Source organism: Streptomyces sp. NBC_01707, from assembly GCF_041438805.1.
Taxonomy (GTDB): domain Bacteria; phylum Actinomycetota; class Actinomycetes; order Streptomycetales; family Streptomycetaceae; genus Streptomyces.
In genome coordinates this window covers 1,649,284-1,674,603 of sequence record NZ_CP109190.1, presented here as the reverse complement: position 1 = coordinate 1,674,603, position 25,320 = coordinate 1,649,284, and the positions used below count along the sequence as shown (strand labels likewise).

At 70.6% G+C, this 25,320-nt stretch carries 23 protein-coding genes; 17 read left to right on the top strand and 6 right to left on the bottom strand.

Going from position 1 to position 25,320, the window contains the following annotated elements; translation table 11 throughout:
- Positions 1-36 precede the first annotated feature (36 nt).
- The 10 genes from OG963_RS07695 to OG963_RS07650 all read left to right on the top strand — a co-directional run bounded on the left by OG963_RS07695 (position 37) and on the right by OG963_RS07650 (position 9,740).
- A complete protein-coding gene (locus tag OG963_RS07695) occupies positions 37-798 on the top strand; it encodes a FadR/GntR family transcriptional regulator (protein ID WP_371798687.1) in 762 nt (253 codons plus the stop codon).
- A complete protein-coding gene (gene dgoD / locus OG963_RS07690; protein WP_030924283.1) occupies positions 795-1,940 on the top strand; it encodes a galactonate dehydratase in 1,146 nt (381 codons plus the stop codon). Before OG963_RS07695 ends, dgoD begins: the two co-directional genes overlap by 4 nt.
- Positions 1,934-2,731: a hypothetical protein gene (locus tag OG963_RS07685; RefSeq protein WP_093770194.1), complete on the top strand. Its 798-nt coding sequence runs from the start codon at positions 1,934-1,936 to the stop codon at positions 2,729-2,731. Before dgoD ends, OG963_RS07685 begins: the two co-directional genes overlap by 7 nt.
- Positions 2,732-2,756: 25 nt before the next feature.
- Positions 2,757-3,392, top strand: a complete 636-nt coding sequence (locus OG963_RS07680) for a bifunctional 4-hydroxy-2-oxoglutarate aldolase/2-dehydro-3-deoxy-phosphogluconate aldolase (protein ID WP_371798686.1) — start codon at positions 2,757-2,759, stop codon at positions 3,390-3,392.
- A complete protein-coding gene (locus OG963_RS07675; protein ID WP_093770195.1) occupies positions 3,389-4,288 on the top strand; it encodes an SMP-30/gluconolactonase/LRE family protein in 900 nt (299 codons plus the stop codon). The genes OG963_RS07680 and OG963_RS07675 overlap by 4 nt, the downstream gene beginning before the upstream one ends.
- Before the next feature lie 12 nt (positions 4,289-4,300).
- Positions 4,301-5,290: a sugar kinase gene (locus OG963_RS07670; RefSeq protein WP_093770196.1), complete on the top strand. Its 990-nt coding sequence runs from the start codon at positions 4,301-4,303 to the stop codon at positions 5,288-5,290.
- Positions 5,291-5,588: 298 nt separating this feature from the next.
- The gene (locus tag OG963_RS07665) at positions 5,589-6,155 is read left to right on the top strand and encodes a 2Fe-2S iron-sulfur cluster-binding protein (RefSeq protein ID WP_093929298.1); all 567 of its coding nucleotides are present in this window, start codon (positions 5,589-5,591) and stop codon (positions 6,153-6,155) included.
- The gene (locus OG963_RS07660) at positions 6,152-7,135 is read left to right on the top strand and encodes a xanthine dehydrogenase family protein subunit M (RefSeq protein WP_093770197.1); all 984 of its coding nucleotides are present in this window, start codon (positions 6,152-6,154) and stop codon (positions 7,133-7,135) included. Before OG963_RS07665 ends, OG963_RS07660 begins: the two co-directional genes overlap by 4 nt.
- Positions 7,136-7,144: 9 nt before the next feature.
- Positions 7,145-9,373, top strand: coding sequence for a xanthine dehydrogenase family protein molybdopterin-binding subunit (locus OG963_RS07655; protein WP_093929167.1), 2,229 nt, complete (start codon positions 7,145-7,147; stop codon positions 9,371-9,373).
- A gap of 142 nt (positions 9,374-9,515) precedes the next feature.
- Positions 9,516-9,740 (top strand): DUF6480 family protein, encoded by a 225-nt coding sequence (locus OG963_RS07650; RefSeq protein WP_093770199.1) that lies wholly within the window; start codon positions 9,516-9,518, stop codon positions 9,738-9,740.
- Positions 9,741-9,822: 82 nt separating this feature from the next.
- On the opposite strand, the gene OG963_RS07645 is transcribed toward OG963_RS07650, so the two are convergent.
- Positions 9,823-10,800: an aldo/keto reductase gene (locus OG963_RS07645; RefSeq protein WP_093770200.1), complete on the bottom strand. Its 978-nt coding sequence runs from the start codon at positions 10,798-10,800 to the stop codon at positions 9,823-9,825.
- Positions 10,801-11,033: 233 nt separating this feature from the next.
- Between OG963_RS07645 and OG963_RS07640 the strand changes: the two genes are divergently transcribed.
- Entirely contained in the window at positions 11,034-11,450 is a 417-nt protein-coding gene (locus tag OG963_RS07640; protein WP_371798685.1) for a MerR family transcriptional regulator, read from the top strand.
- 127 nt (positions 11,451-11,577) lie between these two features.
- Here OG963_RS07640 and OG963_RS07635 read toward each other — a convergent pair whose 3' ends face one another.
- Positions 11,578-12,018 (bottom strand): helix-turn-helix transcriptional regulator, encoded by a 441-nt coding sequence (locus OG963_RS07635; protein ID WP_093770202.1) that lies wholly within the window; start codon positions 12,016-12,018, stop codon positions 11,578-11,580.
- 382 nt (positions 12,019-12,400) lie between these two features.
- Between OG963_RS07635 and OG963_RS07630 the strand changes: the two genes are divergently transcribed.
- From OG963_RS07630 to OG963_RS07615, 4 genes are all read left to right on the top strand, one after another.
- Complete coding sequence (locus OG963_RS07630) at positions 12,401-13,390, top strand: D-cysteine desulfhydrase family protein (protein WP_093770203.1); 990 nt, start codon at positions 12,401-12,403, stop codon at positions 13,388-13,390.
- Between the two features lie 350 nt (positions 13,391-13,740).
- Positions 13,741-14,364: an RNA polymerase sigma factor gene (locus OG963_RS07625; protein WP_319330281.1), complete on the top strand. Its 624-nt coding sequence runs from the start codon at positions 13,741-13,743 to the stop codon at positions 14,362-14,364.
- Positions 14,365-14,366: 2 nt separating this feature from the next.
- On the top strand, positions 14,367-15,458 hold the full coding sequence (locus OG963_RS07620; protein WP_319738116.1) for a CU044_5270 family protein: 1,092 nt from the start codon (positions 14,367-14,369) through the stop codon (positions 15,456-15,458).
- Positions 15,459-15,695: 237 nt separating this feature from the next.
- The gene (locus OG963_RS07615) at positions 15,696-17,477 is read left to right on the top strand and encodes an FUSC family protein (RefSeq protein WP_093770206.1); all 1,782 of its coding nucleotides are present in this window, start codon (positions 15,696-15,698) and stop codon (positions 17,475-17,477) included.
- A 36-nt stretch (positions 17,478-17,513) separates the two neighbouring features.
- On the opposite strand, the gene OG963_RS07610 is transcribed toward OG963_RS07615, so the two are convergent.
- A complete protein-coding gene (locus OG963_RS07610) occupies positions 17,514-19,847 on the bottom strand; it encodes an FdhF/YdeP family oxidoreductase (RefSeq protein WP_093770207.1) in 2,334 nt (777 codons plus the stop codon).
- Positions 19,848-20,281: 434 nt separating this feature from the next.
- Here OG963_RS07610 and OG963_RS07605 point away from each other — a divergent pair, with 434 nt between their 5' ends.
- Positions 20,282-20,917 carry a DUF1345 domain-containing protein gene (locus OG963_RS07605; RefSeq protein WP_030924350.1) on the top strand — a complete coding sequence of 212 codons (636 nt, stop codon included), beginning with the start codon at positions 20,282-20,284 and terminating at the stop codon, positions 20,915-20,917.
- A 72-nt stretch (positions 20,918-20,989) separates the two neighbouring features.
- Here OG963_RS07605 and OG963_RS07600 read toward each other — a convergent pair whose 3' ends face one another.
- The 3 genes from OG963_RS07600 to OG963_RS07590 form a co-directional block, all read right to left on the bottom strand.
- Positions 20,990-21,466 carry a GreA/GreB family elongation factor gene (locus OG963_RS07600; protein ID WP_093770208.1) on the bottom strand — a complete coding sequence of 159 codons (477 nt, stop codon included), beginning with the start codon at positions 21,464-21,466 and terminating at the stop codon, positions 20,990-20,992.
- Positions 21,467-21,789: 323 nt separating this feature from the next.
- Positions 21,790-21,969: a hypothetical protein gene (locus OG963_RS07595; protein WP_319330274.1), complete on the bottom strand. Its 180-nt coding sequence runs from the start codon at positions 21,967-21,969 to the stop codon at positions 21,790-21,792.
- 165 nt (positions 21,970-22,134) lie between these two features.
- The gene (locus OG963_RS07590) at positions 22,135-22,545 is read right to left on the bottom strand and encodes an ester cyclase (protein WP_093770209.1); all 411 of its coding nucleotides are present in this window, start codon (positions 22,543-22,545) and stop codon (positions 22,135-22,137) included.
- 388 nt (positions 22,546-22,933) lie between these two features.
- Here OG963_RS07590 and OG963_RS07585 point away from each other — a divergent pair, with 388 nt between their 5' ends.
- Complete coding sequence (locus OG963_RS07585) at positions 22,934-25,102, top strand: SpoIIE family protein phosphatase (RefSeq protein WP_371798684.1); 2,169 nt, start codon at positions 22,934-22,936, stop codon at positions 25,100-25,102.
- The last annotated feature ends 218 nt before the right edge of the window (positions 25,103-25,320 follow it).

Here is a 25,320-nt window from a genome sequence, read left to right as displayed (position 1 = left end):
CCCAGCCCCCGACCGACCAGCAAGAAAGGCAAACACATGACGCCATACGCGCGCCGCGGAGTGCACGGCCAGACCGTGGAGACCCTCGCCCGCCGGGTGCTCAGCGGCGAGATCCCCGAGGGAGCGACGCTCGACATGGCGGCCCTGCAGAGCGAACTGGACGTCAGCCTGACGGCCCTGCGCGAATCTCTGAAGGTCCTCGCGGCGAAGGGCATGGTCGACGCCCGCCAGAAGCGCGGCACCTTCGTGCGGCCGCGCGCCAACTGGAATCTGCTCGACGCCGATGTCCTGCGGTGGCAGTTCTCCGAGAGCAACGGCACCGGTGCCGACCTCGCGCTGCTGCGCAACCTCGGAGAGGTCCGCGGCATCATCGAACCGGCCGCCGTCCGGCTGGCCGCGACCCGCCGTACCGAGGCCGACCTCGAAGCGCTGGAGGCGGCACTGGCCGCCATGGGCGAGGAGAGCAGCGCGAGTCACGCCGTCGAGTCCGACCTCGCCTTCCACCGGGCGCTGCTGGCGGCCACCCACAACGAACTGCTGGAACGCATGGAGATGGTCATCGAGTCGGGCCTGGCCCAGCGCGACCAGATCGTGCACAGCGCCCCGCACAGCGAGGACCCGGTGCCCAGCCACCGGGCCGTCCTCGACGCCGTACGGGACCGGGATCCGGACGCCGCCGAGCACGCCATGCGCGCCCTGCTCGACCAGGCGATGCGGGACCTGGACAAGGTCAGCGGCCCGCACGGGGCCGAGAGCGCGGACGGCTCCGCCGAAGCGAAGGACGGCCAGGCAAAGTGAAGATCGCGCGTGTCGAGACCTTCCTCATCCCGCCCCGCTGGCTGTTCTGCCGGATCGAGACCGACGAGGGTGTGGTCGGCTGGGGCGAACCGGTGGTCGAGGGCCGGGCCGAGGTGGTGAGAGCCGCCGTCGAGGTCCTGGCCGAACAGCTCGTGGGCCAGGATCCGCTGCGTATCCAGGACCACTGGCAGGTGCTGAGCAAGGGCGGTTTCTACCGGGGCGGACCCGTGCTCTCCAGCGCCGTGGCCGGCCTCGACCAGGCCCTGTGGGACATCGCCGGCCGCACCCTGGGCGTGCCGGTCCATACCCTGCTCGGCGGGCCCGTCCGCGACACGGTCCGGGTGTACGCCTGGGTGGGCGGCGACGAACCCGCGCGGCTCAAGGACGAGATCACCGCACAGGTCGAGGCGGGCTTCACCGCCGTCAAGATGAACGCCGCCGGGCGCACCCCGCCACTGACCAGCCCCGCCGAGACGGCCGCCGTCGTCGAGCGGGTGGCGGCGGCCCGCGAGGCACTCGGCCCGCACCGGGACGTCGCCGTCGACTTCCACGGCCGGTTCAGCGCCGCCAACGCACGCCGTGTCCTGCACGAGATAGAGCCGCTGCACCCGCTGTTCGTCGAGGAACCCGTGCTGCCCGACCAGGCGCACCTGCTCGCGGGCCTGGTCGCCGCGTCGTCGGTCCCGCTCGCCACCGGCGAAAGGCTCTACGGACGCGCCGAATTCCTCCCGGCACTGACCGCGGGCATCGCCGTGGCCCAGCCGGACCTGTCGCACGCCGGCGGGATATCCGAGGTCACCCGGATCGCCTCGCTCGCCGAGACCTTCGGGGCCCACCTGGCACCGCACTGCCCGCTCGGGCCCATCGCGCTGGCCGCCAGTCTTCAGGTCGCCTTTGCCACGCCCAACTTCCTGATCCAGGAGCAGAGCCGCGGCATCCACTACAACAAGGACGCGGACCTGCTGTCGTACGTGGTCGACACCGAGCCCTTCCGCTTCGTCGACGGTCAGGCGCACCGCACCGAACTGCCCGGCCTCGGCATCACCGTCGACGAGGACGCCGTCCGCGCGGCCGACCGCACGGGCCACACCTGGCGCAACCCCGTGTGGCGTCACGCCGACGGCTCCTTCGCCGAATGGTGAGCGGCACCCGGCTCCCCGTGTCCGTCGCCACCGACCCCGGGCACGGCGGACGCTGGACCTCGCTGACGGCCGGCGGACGCGAATGGCTCTGGCACCGCGGCGAGCCGCGCCGCTCCCGGGTCGTGCCCGGCGATGTGTTCGCCGACGCCGGAGGGCTGGAGGAGTGCGTGCCCACGGTACGCGGGCTCCCCGACCACGGGGACGTCTGGTCGCGGCCGTGGCGGCGGGACGGGCGCCGCGACGTCGTCGACTGCCCCGAGTTCCGACTGACCCGCCGTCTCGGCACGGACGCGGGGGCGGCCGTCGCCGACTACACGCTCACCGCCGAACCGGGCTACCGATTCGTCTGGGCCGCGCACGCCCTGCTGGACCTGTCCACGGACGCCCGGATCGGCATCGAGGGGCCCGCCGTGACCCGGCTGTATCCGGACGAGGGCGCGCGCTGGGTCACCGGCACCTGGCCGCGCGTCAGCGGCATCCCGCTGGACCGGCTCGGACCGGACGACGGCACCGCCGTCGGCGCCGTCGTGCTCGCCCCGCACGTATCCGTGCACGACGGCCAGGACACACTCCACCTGTCCGTCGAGGCCTCCGGCCAGCCGGTCTCCATCGCCCTGTGGCGCAACCTCGGTGGCTTCCCCCGAGGTGCGCCGTACCGATCGGTCGGCGTCGAGCCCCTGCTCGGCCGCGTCTTCGACCGCACGGCGGCGCACGACGGCGACACGGCCGTCGTGCCCGCGTCCGGCGAGGTCACCTGGCGGCTCACGATCACCGCGAACCGCCGCTCCTGAACCCCAGCACAGAAAGGGATGTCCGATGGACCTGCTCACCGCGCTGCGCGCGCACCGGCTGCTCGCCATCGTCCGCGGCAGCGACCCGGACGCCGCACTCAAGACCGTCCTCACTCTCGTGGAGGAGGGCGTCACACTCGTCGAGGTGTCCCTCAGCGGGCGCGACGCCCTCGACGTCATCGCCCGGGCCCGCGCCGCGCTCGGCCCGGAGGCCACGCTCGGCGCGGGCACCGTCCTCACCGCCGACGACGCGCGGGCCGCCCACCGGGCCGGAGCCGCGTTCCTCGTCACCCCGGCGGTCAGCGACGGCATCGCCACCGGCAGGGAGCTCGGACTCCCGGTGCTCGCGGGGGTCATGACACCGACCGACATCCTTCAGGCGCTGCGCCTCGGCGCCGAAGCCCTCAAGCTCTTCCCTGCCGGAAGCGCCGGAGGCCCCGGATATCTGCGCGACCTGCGCGGCCCCTTCCCGGACCTGCCCTTCGTGCCCGTCGGAGGAGTGGACGCCCCGGCCGCCGGCGAGTATCTGCGGAGCGGGGCCACGGCCGTCGGCGTCGGCTCGCCCCTGATCGCGGACGCGGCCGACGGAGGCAGCCTCGCCGGCCTTCGCGAGCGCGCACGGGAGTTCCTGGACGTCGTACGCCAGGAGCCCCGCCCGTGACCACGCCCACGGTCCACGGGACCGATCGCCTCGAACTCGGCGAGGGCATCCGCTGGACGGACGGGGGCGCGGTCCTGACCGACATCCTCTCCGGGCGGCTGCTGTCCGCCCCCGACGACCCCGCCGCATCGCTCGGGCTGATCGTCCGACTGCCCTTTCCGCTGGGCGCGGTGGCCCCGGTCGAGGGACGGCCCGGCCGGTGGATCGCGGCGGCGGGTACCGGCATCTGCCGTATCGACGAGGCGGGACGCGTCGACTGGATCGCACGCCCCGAGGACGAGGCCCCGGTGCCGATGCGGATGAACGACGGCGTGGCCGACCCGCACGGCCGTTTCTGGGCAGGCAGCATGGCCTACGACGCGACCGAGGACGCGGGCTCGCTCTACCGCGTGGACCGCGACGGCCGCGTCACCCGGGTGCTGCGGGACATCACCGTGCCGAACGGCCCGGCGTTCACCACCGACGGAACCGTCATGTATCTCGCCGACAGCGCCCGCGGCGTCATCCGGCGCTACCCCGTCGACCCCGACACCGGAGACCTGGGCGAGCCCGGCCTCTTCGTCACGCTCGGTTCCGGCAGTCCCGACGGCATGACGGCCGACGCCGAGGGCGGGCTGTGGACCGCCGTCTGGGGCACCGGGCAGGTCCACCGCTACCACCCCGACGGCACCCTCGACCGGGTCGTGGAACTGGCCGCCGTCCAGCCCGCAGGGCTCTGCCTCGGCGGCCCCGACGGCCGCACCCTCCTCGTCACCAGCGCCCGCATCGGTCTGCCCGAACCCGGTCCGCTCGACGGCGCCGTCTTCGCTGCGCGCGTGGACATACCCGGGGCGCCTGCCGCGTCGTACCGCCCGGTGGGCACCGCGGACGCCACGATCTTCGCCGACACCCGCTAGGAGAGACCCACCATGAGCACCCCCCGGCCGCTGCGTCCCGGCCCCGTGGTCTGCGTCGGCGAGACCATGGCCGCCCTCGCCCCCGACCCCCTCGGCCCGCTCGATGCCGCGGACCTTCTCCGGGTCGACATCGCGGGCGCGGAGTCGAACGTCGCTCTGTACCTCGCCGACCACGGCATCCCCGTCCGCTGGGTGTCCGCGCTCGGCGACGATCCCTTCGGCAGGCGTGTCCGGGAGCGGGTCGCCGCGGGCGGCGTCGACATCAGCGGCGTCCGCACCGACCCGGACCGGCCCACCGGACTGCTCCTGAAGGACCCCGGCAGGAACGGCACGCGCGTCCACTACCACCGCCGCGGATCCGCCGCCTCGGCCCTCACCCCCGAACTCCTCGACGACCCCACGGTGGCGGACGCCGCGCTCCTCCACCTCAGCGGAATCACTCCCGCCCTGTCCTCCGGCTGCCACGCCCTCGTCGAGCGGGCACTGCGCCCCGACCGCTCCTACAGCGTCAGTTTCGACGTCAACCACCGCCCCGCCCTCTGGTCCGGCCGCTCGGCCGCCGACGTCCTGCGGCCCCTCGCGGACCGGGCCGACATCGTGCTCGTCGGACTCGACGAGGCGCAGGACCTGTGGGGAGACGCGCTCACCGACCCCCGCGCGGTCCGTGACCTCCTGCCCGGCCCTGGCATCCTCGTCGTCAAGGACGGGGCCCGCGCGGCCACGGCCTTCGTCGGGCCGGACGCCCACAGCGTGCCCGCCCTGACCGTTCGCGTGGTCGAGCCGGTCGGCGCCGGCGACGCCTTCGCCGCCGGATTCCTCAGCGGCCTGATGCGACAGCTGCCCGTGGAGCGCTCGCTGCGCCTGGGCCATCTGAGCGCGGCCTCCGCTCTCCGGGTCGCCGCCGACCACGGCCCCCTTCCGGACCCCGCCGTCATCGCCACGCTGCTCGACGCCGACGAGACGACGTGGCGCGCCGCCACCATCGGCTCTCCGCTCCGCTGAGAAGTAGATCGCGGATCCGCAGGCCCAGCTCATCGAGCGTGGTCCGTCCTCACGGCACGTCGCCACCCGGCTGATCCGAGAACACCTTTCGCCACTCGGCGCCGGTCCGCGGGGGTTCCCGCGCCGGATGCTCGCCGGGCCGCCGCGCAAGAGCGCCCGGCCGAGCGACGCGGGCGTCGTCGGCCGTGTCCCGACGAGCGGTGCGACGGTTTTTGCGAGACCTTGAGTGGGAGCGCGCCCCACGGTGGCGACGCATATCCAGGGTGACACCCGCACCCAGCGAGGAAGGCGGGCTGTGGTGAGCGATTCGGATACGGGCGCCGCGGGGCGGAGCCAGGGCGAGACGGCCCAACTCTCGGCGATCGAGTTGAACGTCAACGATCAGGTGCGAGGGCTCGAGGTGGATCCACGGACCTCTCTGCTCGACGCGCTGCGCGAGCACCTGCGTCTGAGCGGGACCAAGAAGGGGTGTGATCACGGGCAGTGCGGCGCCTGCACGGTGCTGATCAACGGCCGACGCGTCAACTCCTGTCTGACGCTCGCCGTGATGCATGAGGACGACGAGATCGTGACGATCGAAGGCCTGGGCGATCCCGACGGCCTGCACCCCATGCAACGCGCCTTCGTCGAGCGTGACGGCTTCCAGTGTGGCTACTGCACCCCCGGCCAGATCTGTTCGGCCGTCGGCATGCTTGCCGAGGTGGAGGCCGGCTGGCCCAGCCATGCCACCGCCGACGTGGCCTCACCGCGGATCGCGTTGACCGACGAGGAGATCCGCGAGCGGATGAGCGGCAACATCTGTCGGTGCGCCGCCTATCCGAACATCGTCGCGGCCATCCGTGGCATCGCGGAGGGAGCGGAATGAGGTCCTTCACGTACGAGCGGGCGACGGACGCACAGGCCGCCGTCGCTGCGGTGTCCAGAACCGGCGCGAAGTTCATCAGCGGCGGCACCAATCTGCTCGACCTGATGAAGCTCGACATCGAGAAGCCCAGCCATCTGGTCGACATCAGCCGACTTCCGTTGCGGGACATCGAGGATCTCCCGGACGGCGGACTGCGCATCGGTGCCCAGGCGGCGAATTCCGACGTGGCCGCCGACGCCCGGGTGCGTACCCGCTACCCGGTGCTGTCGGAGGCGCTGGTGGCCGGCGCCTCGGGCCAGCTGCGCAACAAGGCGTCCACCGGGGGAAATCTGTTGCAGCGCACTCGCTGCCCCTACTTCTACGACACGGCTGCGGGCTGCAACAAACGGGATCCCGGCTCCGGATGCTCGGCGATCGACGGCTTCAACCGGATTCACGCCCTCCTCGGTGCCAGCGACTCCTGCATCGCCACCCACCCCTCGGACATGGCTGTCGCGATGACCGCGCTGGAGGCGGAGATCGAGCTGCTCGACGCCGACGGGTCGGTGCGCCGCGTCGCCATCGGGGACTTCTACCGGCTGCCGGGCGACACGCCGCACATCGAGACCGTGCTGCGTCCTCGCGAGATGATCACGGGCGTGCTCCTTCCCCCGCCCCCGTCGGGCGGGCAGATCTACCGCAAGGTGCGAGACCGGGCGTCGTACGAGTTCGCGCTGGTCTCTGTGGCGGCTGTCGTCTCGACCGATCAGGGAACGATCAGTGAGGCGCGGGTGGCTTTCGGCGGTGTGGCGCACAAGCCCTGGCGGTCCGTCGAGGCCGAGGCCGCGTTGACCGGCCGTCCAGCCACGATGGTCACCTATCGGGCCGCCGCCGAGGCCGCGATGCGCGATGCCGTGGGACAGGGGCAGAACGACTTCAAGATCGAGCTGGCCAAGCGCACGCTGTGCCGCACGCTGGCGCAAGCAGCTCAGGCGAGCTGAGGAGACGAGATGATCGGGCAAGCTCTGAACCGCGTCGACGGCCCGTTGAAGGTCGCCGGACGGGCCACCTACGCCTACGAGCAGTGGGGGGCCGGCCAACCTCTCTACGGGTTCATCGTGGGCGCGACGATCGGCAAAGGCCGCATCACCCGGATCGACACCGAGAACGCCGAACGCGCACCCGGCGTGAAGATGGTGATGACCCATCACAATGCGCCCGCGCAGGGTGCCCGTGACGAGTCCGTTCCGTCCGAGTACTGGCGCGCCCAGCCGGTGCTGACCGGCCCCGACATCCACTATTACGGCGAGCCGGTGGCACTCGTCGTCGCCACGACCCTCGAACAGGCCCGAGCGGCGGCCGATCTGGTCGAAGTCGAGTACACCGGCGGGCGGGGACGTTTCAAGTTCGACGAGCAGGATGACGAGGTCTACATCCCGAAGGTGGTCAACGCCGGTCTCCCCACCGACACCGCGGTCGGCGATTTCGATGCCGGGTTCGACAGCGCGGCGGTCAAGGTCGACCAGCATTACTCGACGCCGTACGAGTTCTCGATGCCGATGGAACCGCACGCGTGTCTGGCGGAACCGCGCGACGAGGACCTGGTCGTCTACGTCAGCTGCCAGATCGTCGACGCGGCTCAGTCCTCGGTCGCCGCCACGCTTCAGATCGACCCGGAGCGGGTTCACATCGTGACCCCCTTCGTCGGCGGCGGATTCGGCTCCAAGCTGGGCATCCATTCCGAGACGATCCTGGCGGCGCTCGCCGCTCGCGAGCTGCGCCGACCGGTCAAGGTCGCGATGACGAGGCAGCAGATCTTCCAGCTCGTCGGCAACCGCCCCACATCCAGCCAGCGGGTTCGACTGGGCGCGGAGCAGGACGGACAGCTGACCGCGATCGCCCATGACGTCACCATGCACACCAACCCCGACGTGGAGTACGCCGAGCAGACCGCCGCCACCACCCGCAGCCTCTACGCCGCGCCCCACCGGTTGACCAGCCACCGGCTGGCGCCGCTCGATCTGCCGCCCGGGACGGACGTACGCGCACCGGGCGAGGCGCCGGGCATGCTGGCGGTCGAGTCGGCGATGGACGAGCTGGCGCATGCGATCGGGATGGACCCCGTCGAGCTGCGGATCCTCAACGAGCCCACCGTCGATCCCGAGCGAGACGTGCCGTACAGCGACCGGCACCTGGTCGACTGCCTGCGCGAAGGCGCACGCCGGTTCGGCTGGGAGCACCGCCCCGCCACTCCGGCGAGCGTGCGCGACGGGCGGTGGCTGGTCGGCTACGGCATGTCGGCCGCCATCCGCGGGCACTTCCAAGGGCCGACAGCGGCGCGGGTGCGCTTGGAGGCCGACGGCACCGCCGTCGTCCAGACGGACATGACCGACCTCGGCACGGGCACGTACACCGTCCTGACCCAGGTCGCGGCCGACGGGCTCGGACTGCCGACCGATCGGGTGCGCATCGAGCTCGGGCGTTCCGACTTTCCCACCAGCTGGGGGTCCGGCGGCTCGTGGGGCGCCGCAAGCTCGAGCAATGCGGTGCATGGTGCGTGTATGGGCCTGCGCGAGCAGCTCCTGGACGCGGCGTGCGGCGACATGCGCTCCCCGCTGCACGGCCTGGACCCGGCGGACGCCGTGTTCTCCGACGGCAACGTGGCCATCGGCGGCGCGTCCGAGGCGCTGAGCGAGATCGTCGCACGCAACCATCCGGAAGGTGTCGAGGCGGAGGGTGGTACCCGCTTCATGGGCGACGATCCGAACTACACGGACTACTCGATCAACACCTACGGGGCCCATTTCGCCGAAGTGGGGGTCGACGCGGATACCGCCGAGATCCGTCTGCGGCGGATGCTCGGCGTGTTCTCGGTGGGCCGCGTGCTCAACGCGAAGACCGCTCGATCGCAGCTGATCGGCGGCATGATCTGGGGAACCGGCGCGGCCCTCGAGGAAGAGGCCGTGGTCGACCTGCGATCCGGCGCCTTCGTCAACCGGGACTTCGCGCAGTACCTGGTGCCGGTCCACGCCGACATCCCCGACGTCGACGCGGTCATCCTCGACGGGTACGACGACAAGGCCAACGTCCTGGGCGCGAAGGGCGTCGGCGAGCTGGGCATCTGCGGGGCCGGTGCGTCGGTCGCGAACGCGGTGTTCAACGCCACCGGCGTGCGCGTGCGTGACTTCCCCATCACCATCGAGAAGGTGCTGCCCGGGCTACCGCTGATGGACACCTGAACCGTGACGGCGGTGCCGGTTCGCCGGCCGGTGCACGTGAGCCGGCGAAACCGGGACCGTCGCCGGCCCGACCGGCTCAAGGCCCGTCCACGATTGGGTGTCCCGGCGCGCCGGCCTGTCCGGCAGAGGGCACTCTGAACGAATGAGTGATGCGAATCCTGATCCGCACAACGGCCGCCGCGCCCAGCACGAGCGGACGGTTCCGCCGGGGGAGACTCCACCCGCCGAGAGCAGCACAGGGCCGGAAACGGGACCACGTGGTGACGTGACCCGTGGCTGGACCAAGGGGCCCATGATTGCCATCGGCATCGTCGTCGTGCTGTGCGCCGCGTTCTTCCTCGTGTACGCCATCATCGTGGCGCGGTGACCGCCGCCTCGGTGCTCGATGCCCGGTGCGTTGTCCGGTCGAGTCGGCCGAACGCGCCCCGGCCCGCGCGCCCGCACCCCTGTCAGTGGTTCGTGCGCGCCAGTCCCTCGACGGTGTCCCGCGCGCCGGTGACGGCCCCGGTCGGCACCGCGCCGTCCAGGGCGCTCAGCTCCGCTGCGGTCAGGGTGATGTCGGCCGCTGCGACGTTCTCCTCCAGATAGGTCCGCCGCTTGGTCCCGGGGATGGAGACGGCACCCTGTGCCGCAACCCAGGCCAGGGCGATCTGTCCCGGAGTCGCCCCCCGCACCTCGGCAATCGCACCGACCCGGTCCACGAGTGCGAGATTGGCGGCGATGCTCTCGGGTGAGAAGCGGGGCAGGCCCCGGCGCGCGTCGTCCGGGTCGAGGTCGTCGACGCTGCGGATGGCTCCGGACAGGAAGCCGCGACCGAGGGGGGAGAAGGCGACCAGGCCGATTCCCAGCTCGTCCAGCACCGTCTTGATCCCGTTCTCCAGAAGATCCCGGCTGAAGAGGGACAGCTCCGACTGCACGGCGGTGATCGGGTGGACGGCGTGCGCGCGGCGGATCGTCGCGGCGGCGGCCTCGGAGAGCCCGAGGTGACGTACCTTGCCTGCCGTGACCAGCTCGGACATGGCGCCGACGGTCTCCTCGATCGGGACGGCGGGATCGACACGGTGGAGGTAGTAGAGGTCGATGGTGTCCGTCTCCAGATGACGAAGCGACCGTTCCACCGCTCGGCGGACGTGCGCGGCCCGCCCGTCCAGCGGTGTGCCGTCGGCGTCGAAGTCCATGGCGAACTTCGTCGCGATGGTGACCTCGGAGCGGCGACGGCCCAGAGCCCGGGCGATGAGCTTCTCGTTCTCGAACGGCCCGTACGCCTCGGCCGTGTCGATGTGCGTCACTCCCAGATCCACCGCCCGGTTGAGAGTGGCCACCGCCTCGGTCTCGTCCCGCGCCCCGTAGAACGCACTCATGCCCATGGCGCCGAAGCCCTGCACCGGTACCCGCAGGCCGTTACTGCCCAGATCAATCGTCTTCACGGTTCGTCTCACTTCTCGTGCTCGCAACGGTTTCCGGTGGCTCGTACCGCTACGGGACCTGGGCCCCGGTTCTCGCCAGGAGCAGGTGGTGCGGCGCGGCCACGTGCCAACCGTGCCTCCTGGAGCGCGCTCCAGGTCAAACGGAAGACGGCCGTCCGTGATGTTCCGTGGCCCGAACCACCGGTTACGGCGGCGCTTGACCTGGAGCGCGCTCCAGGTTGCATAGTGGTGCAATGGACGAGGTGATATTGCCCGATGTGTCCGTCGAGGTGCCGCCGGACGGGCTGCCGATCGGGGAGGCGGCAGCTGTCTGTGGTCTCAGTGTCGACACCTTGCGCTACTACGAGCGCGAGGGCCTGACACTCCACCCCGCGCCGCGCTCTTCGTCCGGGCGCCGCCGCTACGGCACCAGCGACCTGGCGTGGCTGGCCGGGCTCGTCATGCTGCGGGAGACGGGCATGCCGATCGCGGACATCCGGCGGTACGCCGCGCTGACCCGCCGGCAGGGAACCGACGCCGAACGGCTGCAGATCCTCGAACAGCACCGCCGCGCGGTGATCAAGAGCATGGAGCAGACGCGGAAGCACCTGGCCGCGATCGACCGGAAGATCGCTGCGTACAGGAATGTCATCGGATCACACGAACCGTGACACCAGGCGGCTTCCCCCGCAGCCGACGCGGTCGGCCGCTCTCTTCTCCGACTGCGCGAGTCAGGTGAGGCGATGCCGAGGGTGCGAGCGAGGAAGCACTGCGAAAGCCTGATGACGTCCATGCGGCTCACGACGGGCGGGCAGCGTGCTTCGCGTCTCCGTCCCTGATCGGTTCCGCGTTCCTGATCGGTCGCGTGAAGATCTTGGCGATGCAGGCCGGGACGGCTGCGTCCTGCTCGTGCGGGCGCGCCCGGTACGCGCTCGGGGTCTCGCCCACCAGCTCGGTGAACCGCGAGCTGAACGACCCGAGCGACGTGCACCCGACCGCGAAGCAGACCTCCGTCACCGACTGGTCGCCCCGCCGCAGCAGGGCCTTGGCCCGCTCGATCCTGCGGGTCATCAGGTAGCTGTACGGCGTCTCCCCGAACGCGGCGCGGAAGCTGCGGGAGAAGTGGCCGGGCGACATGTGGGCCGCGCGTGCCAGCGCGGGGACGTCGAGGGGCTCCGCGTAGTCGCGGTCCATCATGTCGCGGGTCCGGCGGAGCCGAACCAGGTCCGGTAGCGTCACCGGACCAGCATCGCACGGCCGCCCTGCGTTCCGGCAGCGTCGCGGTGGGACAGGGCCTGTGCCACCGCGACGCGGGACCAGGCCCGTCAGGCGGATCGCCCACGCGGCACGTCGCACGTCGCTGCACCGGACGTCGGGGGCCGATCCTCGAAGATCCGCCCGAACGTCGGCCCCCTCGCTCCGGGTCCTGGACATCGACGGCGGCTCGTTCGCCCTGCGGCCGTCTCATGTGCGGCCTGGTGGCGGCACGGCCATGGCCACCGTGTGCGTGAGCTCCTGCGACGATCCGCGACGTCGAACACCGCCGACGTACCCGCGGTTGCCACCGTGGGAGCATGATCCGCAGACACACGGACGGCAGCGCAGACGGAAAGCGGTGGCGATGACCTCGGACAGCCCTACCTCGCAGCGAGCAGTGTTCGGGACCTGGCCGACCCCGCTCGAGCCCATGCCGCGTCTCGCCCGGGCGATCGGCCTCGGCGCGGGCGACCTGTGGGTCAAACGTGACGACCTCACCGGCCTGGGCGGCGGCGGAAACAAGGTACGCAAGCTCGAGTGGACCTGCGGCGCAGCGCTCGCCGATGGTGCCACCGCGCTCGTGACCACCGGTGCGCCACAGAGCAACCACGCCCGTCTGACCGCCGCGGCCGGTGCCCGGCTGGGGCTGGATGTCGTCCTCGTGCTCGCCGGCGCACCGGGATCGTCGGCTTCCGGCAACCTCGCACTCGACGGTCTCTTCGGCGCCACGGTCGTGTGGGCCGGTGATGTCGACGACAAGGCGCTCGACTCCGCTGCCGAGCAAGTGGCGGAGGAGCTGCGGGGGCGTGGAGCCGTCCCGGCGCTGATTCCCTTCGGTGGTTCCAGCGTGCTGGGCGCTCGTGGTTACGCCGAGTGCGGGCGTGAACTCCTCGTCCAGGCCCCCGACCTGGCGACCGTCGTCGTCGCGGTCGGCTCCGGTGGGACGATGGCAGGACTCCTCGATCCGCTCGGGTCCGCGCGCGTGCTCGGCGTCCATTGCGGTGCCGTGGCCGATCCTGCCCGGACCGTGTCCGAACTGGCCACCGGCCTGTCCGGCACACACTGCGCGCCGGAGATGTTGAGACTGCGGTTGGACCAGGTCGGCGACGGTTACGCCACATTGACCGAGGCGGCCATGGCCGCTCTGACGCTGACCGCCCGCACCGAAGGCATCGTGCTCGACCCGATCTACACAGGACGCGCGATGGCCGGCCTGATCGCCGCGATCGAGGAAGGAGACGTGGTGCCCGGCCAACGCACGATCTTCCTGCACTCGGGCGGCATGCCCGGACTCTTCGGTCACGCCGCGACGCTGGCGGCACTGGAGGAGGCACTGAAGCCCTCGAACCCGTAGACGGCAGGTCAACCCCCTCGCCGTCCGGCGTTCCCGCCATATCGTGCCGTGCAGGCGGGAGCGCCGCCCGGGCAGAAGTCAGCAGGCGCGGAGCAGCTTCGGTGCCATCGACTGCGGACCGGCCCAGCTCCGACGACAGCGGAGCGGACCGCCGGGGTACGGGGTCTCAGGGATGTTCGCCCCGCGCGTTTTCGCTGATCAGCGGCCAACCGGTCGGACGGACGGTCGGTAAGCTCGACGCCGACCAGGGCCCAGGACGTCGGCTTGCCGGTCACCTGGCCGCGCGACTGTGACGCACGTCTCGGGAACCCCGCGCTCGGAATCGACAGCTGACTGATGTGACGACAACTATGCGAGCCCGCATTCGCGCAGGGGATCCGGAGGCCTTCGCGGAACTCTTCGACGAGTACGCGCGAATCCTCTACAACCACGCCTTTCGGCTGACCGCGGACTGGGCGGCTGCCGAGGACGTGGTGTCCGCGACATTCATGGAGGCATGGCGGGGCCACCAGCGGGTCGACGCCGACGGCGGCAGCCTGCGTCCCTGGCTCCTGGGCATCGCCACCAACCTGGTCCGTGCCCAGTCGCGCAGCAACCGCCGCTTCAAGGCGGCGGCTCTCGCCGCCGCCCAGGCAGAGACCGCGGTGGCCGATCACGCCGACGAGGTCGCCGGCCGGATCGACGACCGCCGGCGTCTGGCCGCCACCGCCACCGCTCTGGCCGGGCTGCGGCGCACCGAGCGCGAAGTGCTCAGCCTGTGCCTGTGGCAGGGCCTGGACTACACCACCACCGCCCAGGTCCTGGGCGTCCCCGTCGGAACGGTCCGCTCCCGTCTCTCCCGGGCCCGGACCAAGCTGCGCAAACTCGCGGATACGGAAATGCAGGCAGATTTCCGGGAACCCCGGCCGGTGGATCGACAGGTAAGAGGAGACCGCAACCTCGCGGCCCGGCCCGTCCAGGAAGGAACCCGGTGAACATGAACCAGTCCCGTCTTACGCCTGATGAATGGCAGGAGACCGCGCGTCTGGTCTCCCTCGACGAAGCCGACTTTCCTGCGGGCCGGCACGCCTTCCACAGGGAAGAACTGATGAACTTCATCGACCAGGAAACCCGGTCGGCCGCCTCGGCCTCCACACCCGCGCCCACCGCGCCCGCGCGACGCCGTCGGTTCGTGCGGCCCCTGATCGTCATCCCGGCCGCCGCCTGCTCGCTGGCGGTGATCGCTGCAGGTGTCCTCGTCCTCGCCGATTCCGGCGGTGGATACGAATCCCCGCTCGCCGGGCCGGCACTCACCGCACAGGTCGGTGCCGGAACCGCCCAGGGCGTCCCGCATCTGCTCAACCAGATCTCGCTGGCCGCGGCGAAGAGGCCGGCGCCCACCGTGCGTGCGGGACAGTACATCTACATCGAGAGTCAGGTCGGCACCACCTACGAGAAGACGGTCGGCGACAAGACCACCGTGGTCGGCGATCGCATCCATCGCCGACAGGTCTGGAGCTCGACCGACGGTGCGAAGGGCTGGCTCATCGACCCGGCGGTCTCCCCGCCCGGCGGCGAGACCCTCGACCACATCAACGAGAAGGGCGAGATCGAACCCGCACGGCTGGGCGGCCCGTCCTACGACTATCTCGCCAACCTGACCACCGACCCCGACACGCTCCTGGCGAAGATCTACAAGGAGACCGAGGGACAGGGCAACAGTCCCGATCAGCAGGCCTTCACCACCATCGGGGACCTCCTCAACGAATCCATGCCCCCCGCCGACCTCAACGTCGCCCTGTTCAAGACCGCAACAAAGATCCCTGGTGTGGTCCTGGTCAAGGACGCCGTGGACGCGGCCGGCCGCCACGGCGTGGCCGTCGCACGGCTCGACGAGACCTCCGGCGCCCGCACCGAGTGGATCTTCGACGCCAAGAGCTACACCTACCTGGGGGAGCGCACCATCCAGGTCCGCCCCCACGGCGGCGAATCCGGCAAGATCAAGCCCGGCACCATCCTCTACACCTCGGCCATCACCGCGCGACAGGCCGTCGACGAGATGAAGCAGGTTCCCTCCTCCGCCGCGTAGCGCCGCTCCCGACGAGGGGTGTGCCGGCCTCACCGCAGGAGGCAGGCACACCCGCGGCGCCGACCGGTCGTGGAAGGGTCCCGTCTGCGACCCCGCCAGATCTTCTCGGACGGTGACGAGGAAGAGGTCGGCGCGTGCCGAGCGACGACGTGCCACAGGTACAGAACTCCCGGCGCACCTGCCGATTCACTGATCGATGACCCACCCGGCTGCAGAGGCAAGTGATATATAGCGCATATGTCTCGTTTCCGTCTTCTGCTCCCTGCTGTGATCGGGAGCGGTCGGCGGCCTTCGGCAGCCCGTGTGCGGCGCGCGCTCTCCCCGCGTGGCGCGCTCGCCCTGCAGAGCGTGGACGGTGCCCTGTCCTTCGCTCTGCGTGCCGCGCTGGCCATGGCGTTGCCGGCGCTCCCGATGGCACTGGCCGGGCGGGCCGATCAGGCTGTCTACGCCATGATGGGATCCTTCACCACCACGTTCGGCCGCAACCTGCCTTACGCGCGTCGTGCCCGTGTCCTCGCGTTGGTCGCGGCGGCCATGACAGCCTGTGTGGGCTGCGGTTCGGCACTCGCCGCGTGGGCCCATCCCCGGGACGGGGGAGCAGGCGCCGCCGTGGTGGTCGCGGCCATGGCCGTGGTGGCCGGTGCGGCGAAGCTCGCCTGCGACGCGGCACGTCTCAGCGGGCTGGGCGCGGTGCTGCTGCTCTTCTCGTTCGCCGTGGCGGCCAACGGTTCTCCGGCCCCCGCGGACATCCTTCCCCAGACCGCCCTGGCCGCATCGGGGGCGGCCGTGGCCTGGGTGCTGGCCGTGTCGGGGTGGTTCGTGCACCCGGATCGTCCGCAGCGTCTCGCCGTGGCCTCGGCGCTGCGCGAGCTCGCAGAGCTGTTGGAGGCAACCGGCGAAAAGGACGGAAGTGGGCTCGTCCGGCACCGGGCGACGGCTGCTGTCCTGCAGGCGTACCGGACTCTTGGCGTCATGCCTCCGACGGCCACCGAGTGGGGCGGCCGGGGCGGTACGTGCGTGCGTCTGACCGATCTCTCCTGGTCGCTGCTGATCGGTTCCGCCCGTCGGCCACCCGAAGACCCAACGAGTCTGGCCCAACACCTGCGCGGCCAGGTTCGCGTGCTCGTCAGCCGTCGCCACCGGGCTCCGCAACTGCTGCCCGAGCTGGTGCGCCCGTCCGTGATCGCCCGGGCCGGCCTGGTCTCCGTGACCGGTCGCGAGCCGGTTCCGGTCGATCCCACCACCCGGCGCGCCGCCGAACTGCGTGCTGCGGAACTGGTGTCGGGGAACCGCCATGGCGGCCACGGTCACGCCTCGGTCCTGCTCATTCCCGCCCTGCGGATGGTCCTCGGCACCGGGCTGGCGGGAGGAACGGCCCTTCTCCTGGGCCTCGGCCACGGCTACTGGGCGGCGATCTCCGCCGCGGCGGTTCTGCACTCGATCAACGTCCGTACCGCGGCACAGCGCGCCGTCCAGCGCACCTTGGGCACAGTTGCCGGACTGATGCTCGCTCTCGGCGTGCTGGCCGCGCGCCCCGAACCCGTGGTGCTCGTCCTCGTGATCGTTGTTCTGGAGTTCATGCTGGAGTACGTCGTGGCCCGCAACTACGGTCTCGGCGTCGTCTTCCTCACGCCGCTGGCGCTACTGCTGAGCGACCTGGCCTCGCCCTCACCTGCCGGAGCCCTGGTCCAGGACCGGGCACTGAGCAGTGTCCTCGGGATCGTCATCGGTCTGGGGTGTGCGCTTCTCGTGGTCCATGACCATGCCGCGGTCCGGGCCGAGCGCGCGTTGGCCGCATGCAGGGAGGCGTCCGAACGTGCGGAGCACACGTTGGACGACCGCGCGGAGCCGTCGTTCCCGATCGTCCAGACGCACCTCGCAGCAGCCGTGGTGGAGTTGCGTGAGGCCGATGACGCCGCGGCGGGCGAGCTCTGGCCGGCGGAGATCGATCCCACCGAATTCGCCGCCGCGGAGCAGCGTGCCTACCTTCTCCTGGAGCGGCTCGTCCGGTGGCGGTGACGCCACGCGGAGCTCCGCCCGTGTGTGTTCCCCCGCTCAGGCGGCGGGGTCGATGGTGACCTTGACGTGCTTCATGATCGGCTGGTCGCTCTGGGTGCTGTAGTCGCTGAGTGCGCAGAGCACGTTCATCTCGGGCATGTAGCCGGCCGCGCAGCCGCGGGGGATGTCGTAGGGGATGGCGAGGTAGCCGCTGAGGGATCGCTGACTGCCGTCCTTGGCGGTGCTCGTGATGTCGACCGGGCCCAGGTCGGCGATACCGCGCTCGCGCATGTCGCCTCGGTTCATGAAGACGAGCGAGCGCAGGTTCTTGACGCCCCGGTAGCGGTCGTTGTCGGAGTAGATGGTGGTGTTCCACTGGTCGTGGGAGCGCATGGTGCCCAGCGCCAGGGTGCCGGGGGCGGGGACGACGTCGGGCAGGACGGCGGTGGAGAACTCGGCGCGTCCGGACGGGGTGAGGAACACCAGCTCACGGGCGGGCTGCTTGATGCGGAAGCCGAGAGGAAGGCGCACGCGGCGGTTGAAGTCCTCGAAGCCGTCGAGGACTTGGGCCATGGTGTCCCGGATACGGTCGTAGTCCTCGATGTACCAGTCCCAGGGCGTGGCGCTGTCGGGCAGGGCGGCCCGGGCCATGCCCGCGATGATGGCCGGCTCGGACAGCAGGTGCGAGGACGCTGGGCGCTTCATCCCGATCGAGAGGTGGACCATGCTCATCGAGTCCTCGACGGACGTGCTCTGGATGCCCTTGCGCTGATGGTCCTTCTCGGTACGGCCGAGGCACGGCAGGATGAGGGCCTGGCGGCCGTGCACGACGTGGCTGCGGTTCAGCTTGGTGCTCACCTGGACGGTGAGGTCGCAGTTGCGCAGCGCCGCGTAGGTGTACGGGGTGTCGGGCGCCGCGAGGGCGAAGTTGCCGCCCATGCCGACGAACACCTTCACATCACCGCTGTGCATCGCCTTGACCGTGTGGACCGTGTCCAGGCCGTGCTCACGGGGCGGCTCGATGCCGCAGACCTCGGCGAGACGGTCCAGGAACTCGTCCTCGGGCCGGTGGTCGATGCCGCAGGTGCGGTTGCCCTGGACGTTGCTGTGCCCTCGGACGGGGGACGGGCCCGCTCCTTCCCGCCCCAGATTGCCGCGGAGCAGAAGCAGATTGACGATCTCCCGGACGGTGTCGACGCCGTGCTCGTGCTGGCTGATGCCCAGGCACCAGCTGACGATGCTGCGGTCGGCCTCGCCGTACACGCGCGCCGCTTTGAGGACGTCGGCGCGGCTCAGCCCGGACTGGTGCTCGATCTCATCCCACGAAGTCGCCTCGCAGAGCGCGCGGTATTCCTCGAAGCCGGCGGTGTGGCGGTCGATGAACTCCCGGTCCAGAGCCTTGGGATCGGAATCCGCCTGCTCCAGGACCGCCTTGGCCATGCCGCGCAACAGGGCCATGTCGCCGCCGATACGAGGCTGGAGGTTCAGGGTGCTGGTGCGGGTCGTCTTGAAGAGAGCCATGTCCGTGAAGTCGTGCGGGACGATGGTGCGCGTGGCCGCCGCCTCGACGAGCGGATTGATGTGCACGATCTGGGCGCCGCGGTGGTAGGCCTCGGCGAGGGCCGTGAGCATTCGGGGCGCGTTGGACGCGGCGTTGACTCCCAGGATGAACAGGGCGTCGGCGGTCTCCCAGTCCTGGAGGTCGACGGTCCCCTTACCGGTGCCCAGGGACGCATGGAGAGCGCGACCGCTGGCCTCGTGACACATGTTGGAGCAGTCCGGCAGGTTGTTCGTGCCCAGTTCACGGGCCATCAACTGGTAGAGGAAGGTGGCCTCGTTGCCGAGCCGGCCGGAGGTGTAGAACGATGCCTGATTCGGGTTGTCCAGCTCGCGCAGAGCACGGCCGACCACCTCGAACGCGTCCTTCCAGCTGATCGGGACGTAGTGGTCCGAGTCGGGGTCGTAGACCATCGGTTCGGTCAACCGGCCCTGGTTCTCGAGGTCGTAGTCGCTCCACCCGGACAGCTCGGTCACCGAGTGGGTGGCGAAGAACTCCCGTCCGACCCGCTTGCTGGTCATCTCCCAGGTGACGTGCTTGATTCCGTTCTCGCAGATGTCCAGGTGCAGCCCCTTGGTGTCGTCCGGCCACGCGCATCCGGGACAGTCGAACCCGGTGTTCTCGTGATTCATCCGCATGATCGCCCGTGGGCCGTCCACGAGTGCGCCCTCGCGTACCAGGAAACGTGTCACGCTCTTGGCTGCGCCCCAGCCCGCAGCGGGGTGGTGGTAGGGGTGAAACTCCGGATTCCCCTCGGGCGTGGGCCCCACGTTGGGCTCCAGGCGTTCCTGCTCATCACTGTCGGCGCTCAAGACTCTCGGCCCTTCCACCATGGGGGCATGGGTGACAAAACGGTACTTTCGGGCAGGCTATGTCCGTCGATCGATGGACGCCACTCGGCTTTCGCAGCCGCAGCCGCAGCCGCAGCCGCAGCCGCAGCCACGCCTGCGGCAGAGCGTGTGGTTCCGCACGCCGCGAGACCGGTCGGGTGAGGCGTGGCGCGACCCCGGGGGAGCCATCCCGAGCGGACGCGTCGTCACGTTGCAGGGCTGCCGTCCGGTTCGCACGCGGATACTCTGACGCCGTCCTCTCTGTTCGCATTGCGTCCTATTGCTCGACGGGAGTCACATGGGCGTGGCCCAGCCCGTCGTCACGGTGCCTTTCAGGGCAGCTGTCTTTAGACGCTGACGTATACGGACGAGACCGTTTCCGTACTCGAAGTCTGAGACCCTGCACCGAGCTGCCGAGGGAGTCATTGTTGAGGTCCATGAACCGCCGGTTGGTGATTTCCGCCGTTCCTCGACTCGCCGGTGCGACGGTGGTCGGAGCGGTGATCGGTTCGGTGGTCGGTGTGCTGACCAACATGCCGCTGGGCATTCTCGCCGGTATCGCCGCGGCGGAGACAAGCTTCGTCGTCGCAGGGTGGATCGTCCTGTGGCCCATGGACGCCGCCACCACCCATCGCCACGTCCGAAGCGAGCAGTTCCGTCCCGTCACCGAGGAACTCGTCGTCGTCGCGTCCGCCCTGTGCGGACTGGTCGGCATCGTGATGCTGCTCCTGGTCGGCGACTCCGGCCTGAGCCACGCAGCGGCCGCGACGGCACTCTGTGGCGTGTTCCTGGCCTGGGCGGCGCTCCACCTGATGTACGCCACCCGATACGCGTACCTCTATTACCTGACTCCCGAAGGCGGGATCGACTTCAATTCCGACGACCCGCCGCAGTACAGCGACTTCCTCTACTTCAGTTACAACCTCGGAATGACCTATCAGGTCTCCGACACCGACGTCTCAAGTTCCACGATCCGCGCGGTCGCCCTCCGGCACTGCCTGCTGTCCTATGTCTTCGGTGCCAGCATCCTGGCCACCACCATCAATCTCGTCGCCGGAATCGTCACGGGCTGATGCGAGGGCGGTCCCTTACGGTGAGGGCAGGTCTTCCCGCACGGGCCGCACCGATCGGCGCCGCGCGTTCGGCTACGACCTGTCGCCCGCGTCGCCCAAGGACAACACGACCGCCGTCGACCGCCCCTCGGGCGTCTCGTAGTTGATGGTGTCGCCGGCGCGACAGCCGAGCAGCGCGCGGCCGAGCGGGCTGTCGGCGGTGACCAAGGTCCGGTCCAGCACCTCGGCGACCTCGCCGATCTGGACGGTCGCCTCCGTGGAGTCCGCGAACCGTACCGTCACGGTGCTGCCCACGCCGACCCTGTCGGTGCGGGGAGGCCCCGCGACGGCCGCCTCGCGAAGCCGCCCGTCGACCTCGGCGATTCGGGTGTCCAGGCGGTCGAGTTCCGTGCCGCGCTGCAACTCGTCGGCCTCGTCGGCCATGTCGCCCACCCGCTCACCACCTCGCAAGGTGGCGGCGACGGTTTCGCGTTCGGCACGCAGATCGGCGAGCTCTCGCTCCAGCGCCTCGCGGGCGACATCGCTGATGGGTTCGGGTCCACCGGTCATCTGAATTCCTCCGTGGATACTCCGCACGTCAGGGCGGAGAGCAAACGGACGCGCCGCAGCAGGCAGGAGGACAGGCGGCAGGCGGCGCCACGGTCGCGTGTCGCAGGGCAACTCCGACATTTTTACGCTACCAGGCAAAATGCCGCGCCGTGGTGGTGGGCCGGGGTCATGGGGCCGGGCCCGTACCCGACGTTTTGGACAAGGCCGGGCAGCAGCGGGTGCCGAGGGCGCGCGGCGTGCGGCTCGCCCGGCTTGGGAGGGCCGGCCCTTCGGCCGGACGCCCTTGACCGGGTGTCCGGCCTCCTCGGCCACCTACTGCGGAGTCAGCCGAGAGGGTTGCCCTTCTCGCGCGGAGCGGCGAGGGCGGGGGCGTACATACGGGCCTTGATGGTGCCGAGGGTGTCGGCGGCCTTGCTCACCTGCGCCTCGGCGATCTCGATGGTGGTGGAGCGGAGGGCGTCCTCGTCCACCGCACGGTCGACGATCCGGTCCGGCGACGGCACCGGCCGACAGATTGCGGGCGGGGTGTGTGCGGGAAGAGACGGACGGCGCGGACCCGCCGACGCGTCACCGGCCATGGAGACCGACGGCACCCGGACTGTACGACCCGGCGCCCGCCGGAGGCCGGGCGGTGCGGCGTCACCATGCGGCGACGGTGCAGCGCCCACTCACGGGATGAGATCGAGCTGGCGCAGCATGCCGAGCTCGTCGCTGCTGCCCCACCGTTCCACGAGCTTTCCGTCGGCGAACCTGCTTATCTGCATGCCTCGGTAGGACACCTTCTTCCCGGTCGGACCGTGTCCCATCAGCTCACCGAGGTGTGTCCCGCTGATGGTGTAGGCGAATGCCAACTCGTCGTCCGTGGTGACGAGATGCTCGACATCGACGTGCAGGTCGGGAAAGGCCGCCCTGATCTCGGCGAACATGGCCTGATATCCGGCCGGGCCCGGAGCCTGGCCGGCAGCCGGATCGTGGTCGACCGAGTCGACCGCGACGACCGTGACCAAATCCTCCAGATTGCCGCTGTTCACGGCCTCGGCGATGGCGTTCTGGGCAGCGAGGTTCTCGTCGCGGGACATGGCTCTCCTTCGACGCTGTACAGGGAGATCTGGGCGCCCTGCATGGTGAGGCCGGCGGCGAATGCGTCGGCCCCTACTTCAACGTAATGAGTCCCCGCTCCTTACGCCTGTTCAACCGGTGCCCCTCAATCCGGACAGCCCCCAGGAGGGCATCGCGATGTCGTGTGTCGGCTCCCCGCGTAGGATGGGCCCAGGCGGAGTTACGTACAGCCCACCTGCTCGGACGGGGATCCTGGTACCCCTGGAGCCGGCGTCGCTCGTGGCCCGGTCGGCCGGTGACGAGGCCGCCTTCATCACCGGTGCGTCGTGGCCACGGGACGAGGTCGGAAAGCCCGCTGAGCGGTCGCATCGTCCCCGACAGTGAACAGGCCATGGAAGATCACGGGCCATGAGGCGCCCAGCCGACGTCGCACCCGGTGCCGAGCAGAGGCCGGGTGCCCCCACGCACGGCATGCGCGGTCTGCCGGCTCCTGCGGTGGCGGTGATCGACGGCGACGGTACGGTCCTGGCGTGGGCCGACGGAGCGCGACAGCTTCTGGGCCACCGAGCAGTGGACGTCGTCGGGCGGCCCGCGGCGCGCCTTCTGGCAAGCCGGCAGGAAGGCGCGGAAGGCGGTTCCTGTCTGCCGCCCCGGGCGCACGACCCGATGTGGACGGAGCGGCCGGGCCCACACGAGCACAGGCCCCGCGCGGTGGTGGACGTCCGGCATCGCGACGGCCGCATCGTACGGGTGCAGCTGGACGTCACCGCACTCTCCGGCCCCGACGGTGAGAGATGCTGGCTCCTGGCGGCGACGGACATGCCGGACGCCGACGCGCGGCAGAAGGCGGGCGAGCCCGCCGTCCACGCGCTGCTCGACCGTTCGCCGTTCTCGGTTGCCGTCTGGGACACACGGCTGCGTTGCGTCTGGCTGAACCAGGAGTCCAGACGGACGGTGGGCCTGCCCCCGGACGGTCCCCCGGGACTCTTGATGCGGGAGGCGCTGCGGGGCTTCGACCTCGCCGCGGTGGAGCCGGTGATGCGGAGGGTCCTGACGTCCGGCGAGCCGGTCACCGGACACGAGGCGCGCTGGGTCTCCTCGGGCGGCGGCCGGGAAGTCGTCTTCTCGTCCACCCTCATCCGTCTCGAGCGCGCGGACGGTACACCCCTCGGGCTGTGCACGATCTCGACGGACATCACCCAGAGATGGACGCGCGAACGCATGGCGCTGATGAGCAGGGCGGCGAAGTGCGTCGGCACCACACTCGATGTGATGACGACCGCCCAGGAACTCACGGACCTGGCCGTCCCGGCGTTCGCCGACTACGCCACGGTCGATCTGGCCGAGTCGGTGCCCCTCGGCGGCGAGCCGCTGGAGCGGATGCGGCCCGGGGACTCCGGCATCCCGGTGTTCCGCCGCGCGGGACTCGCCTCCATCCACGAAGGTGCGCCGGAGTCCGCCTTCGCCCGGGGCGCTCCGGTGTACGTGCCCCCGGGATCTCCCTTCCTGTACGTGCTTCACCACCGCGAGTCGCATGTGGAGCCCGTGATGGACACCGGCCCCGGCAGCTGGCTCGCCGGCGATCCCAGGCGTGCCCGGATCATCCGCGAGACCGGGATGCACTCCGTCATGATGGTTCCCCTCATGGCGCGCGGCACCATCCTCGGCATCGCTGTGTTCGTCCGTACCGAGAACGTCGCTCCGTATTCGAGGGACGACCTGCTGCTGGCCGAGGAACTCGCCGTCCACGCCTCACTGAGTCTGGACAACGCCCGCCGATACACCCGCGAGCGGGCCGCCGCTCTCGCGCTCCAGCGGAGCCTGCTGCCCGGCGCGTTGTCCGGTGGCGACGCCGTGGAACTGGGTTGGCGTTACCTGCCGTCGGACCGGCACGAGGGGGTCGGAGGGGACTGGCTCGATGCCATCCACCTGCCGGGCGGGCGGATCGCTCTGGTCGTCGGAGACGTCATCGGGCACGGCATCAATGCGGCCGCCACCATGGGCCGTCTGAGTACGGCGGTGCTCACGCTGGCCGCCTTGGACCTGCCGCCGGCCGAGGTGCTCGTCCACCTCGACGAAGTGGCCACCCAGCTGACGGGGGATGCCGCCCGGTCCGGCGACCCCGTCCCGCAGATCGTAGGGGCCACCTGCATCTACGCCGTGTACGACCCGGCCACCCGCGTGTGCTCCTTCGCGCGTGCCGGACACCCGCCACCGCTGCTGGTCTCCCCGGACGGCCAGGTCACCGCGCCCGACACCCCGGCAGGCACGCTGATCGGCGTCGGCCTCGGCTCGTTCGAATCGGTGGACGTGGAGCTTCCGGAGGGCAGCCTGATCGTCCTTTTCACGGACGGGCTCATCGAAACGCGGAACACCGACATCGACGCCGGACTCGACCGGCTGGCCACCGCGTTGCGCCGAGTGCCATCGGAGCTGGACGGCCTCTGCGCCCAGGTGATCGCGGAGATGGCGACGACGTCGAAACCGGAGGACGACATCGCGCTACTGGTCGCCCGCACTCGCGTTGCCCGGCCCTCTGTGTACGCCGCTCGACCGGAACGACACCGGTCGCGGTGAGGTTGTCGGCACGGAAGTTGCCGCTGCGGAGGTCTCTTCGGTGGCCTGTGGAGCACGGGCGCAGGAGTGCTGCGGTGCGGCGCGGATCGTGCCCACAGTTCCGGTCCGCGATACAGGCCGACAATCCGCACATGTCTTAGAGTGGTGGCATATCGAGTGGTATGCACTTGAATGGCCCGACCGAGTCCGACCTGTAGCGGCCCCGCACCAGGAATGCC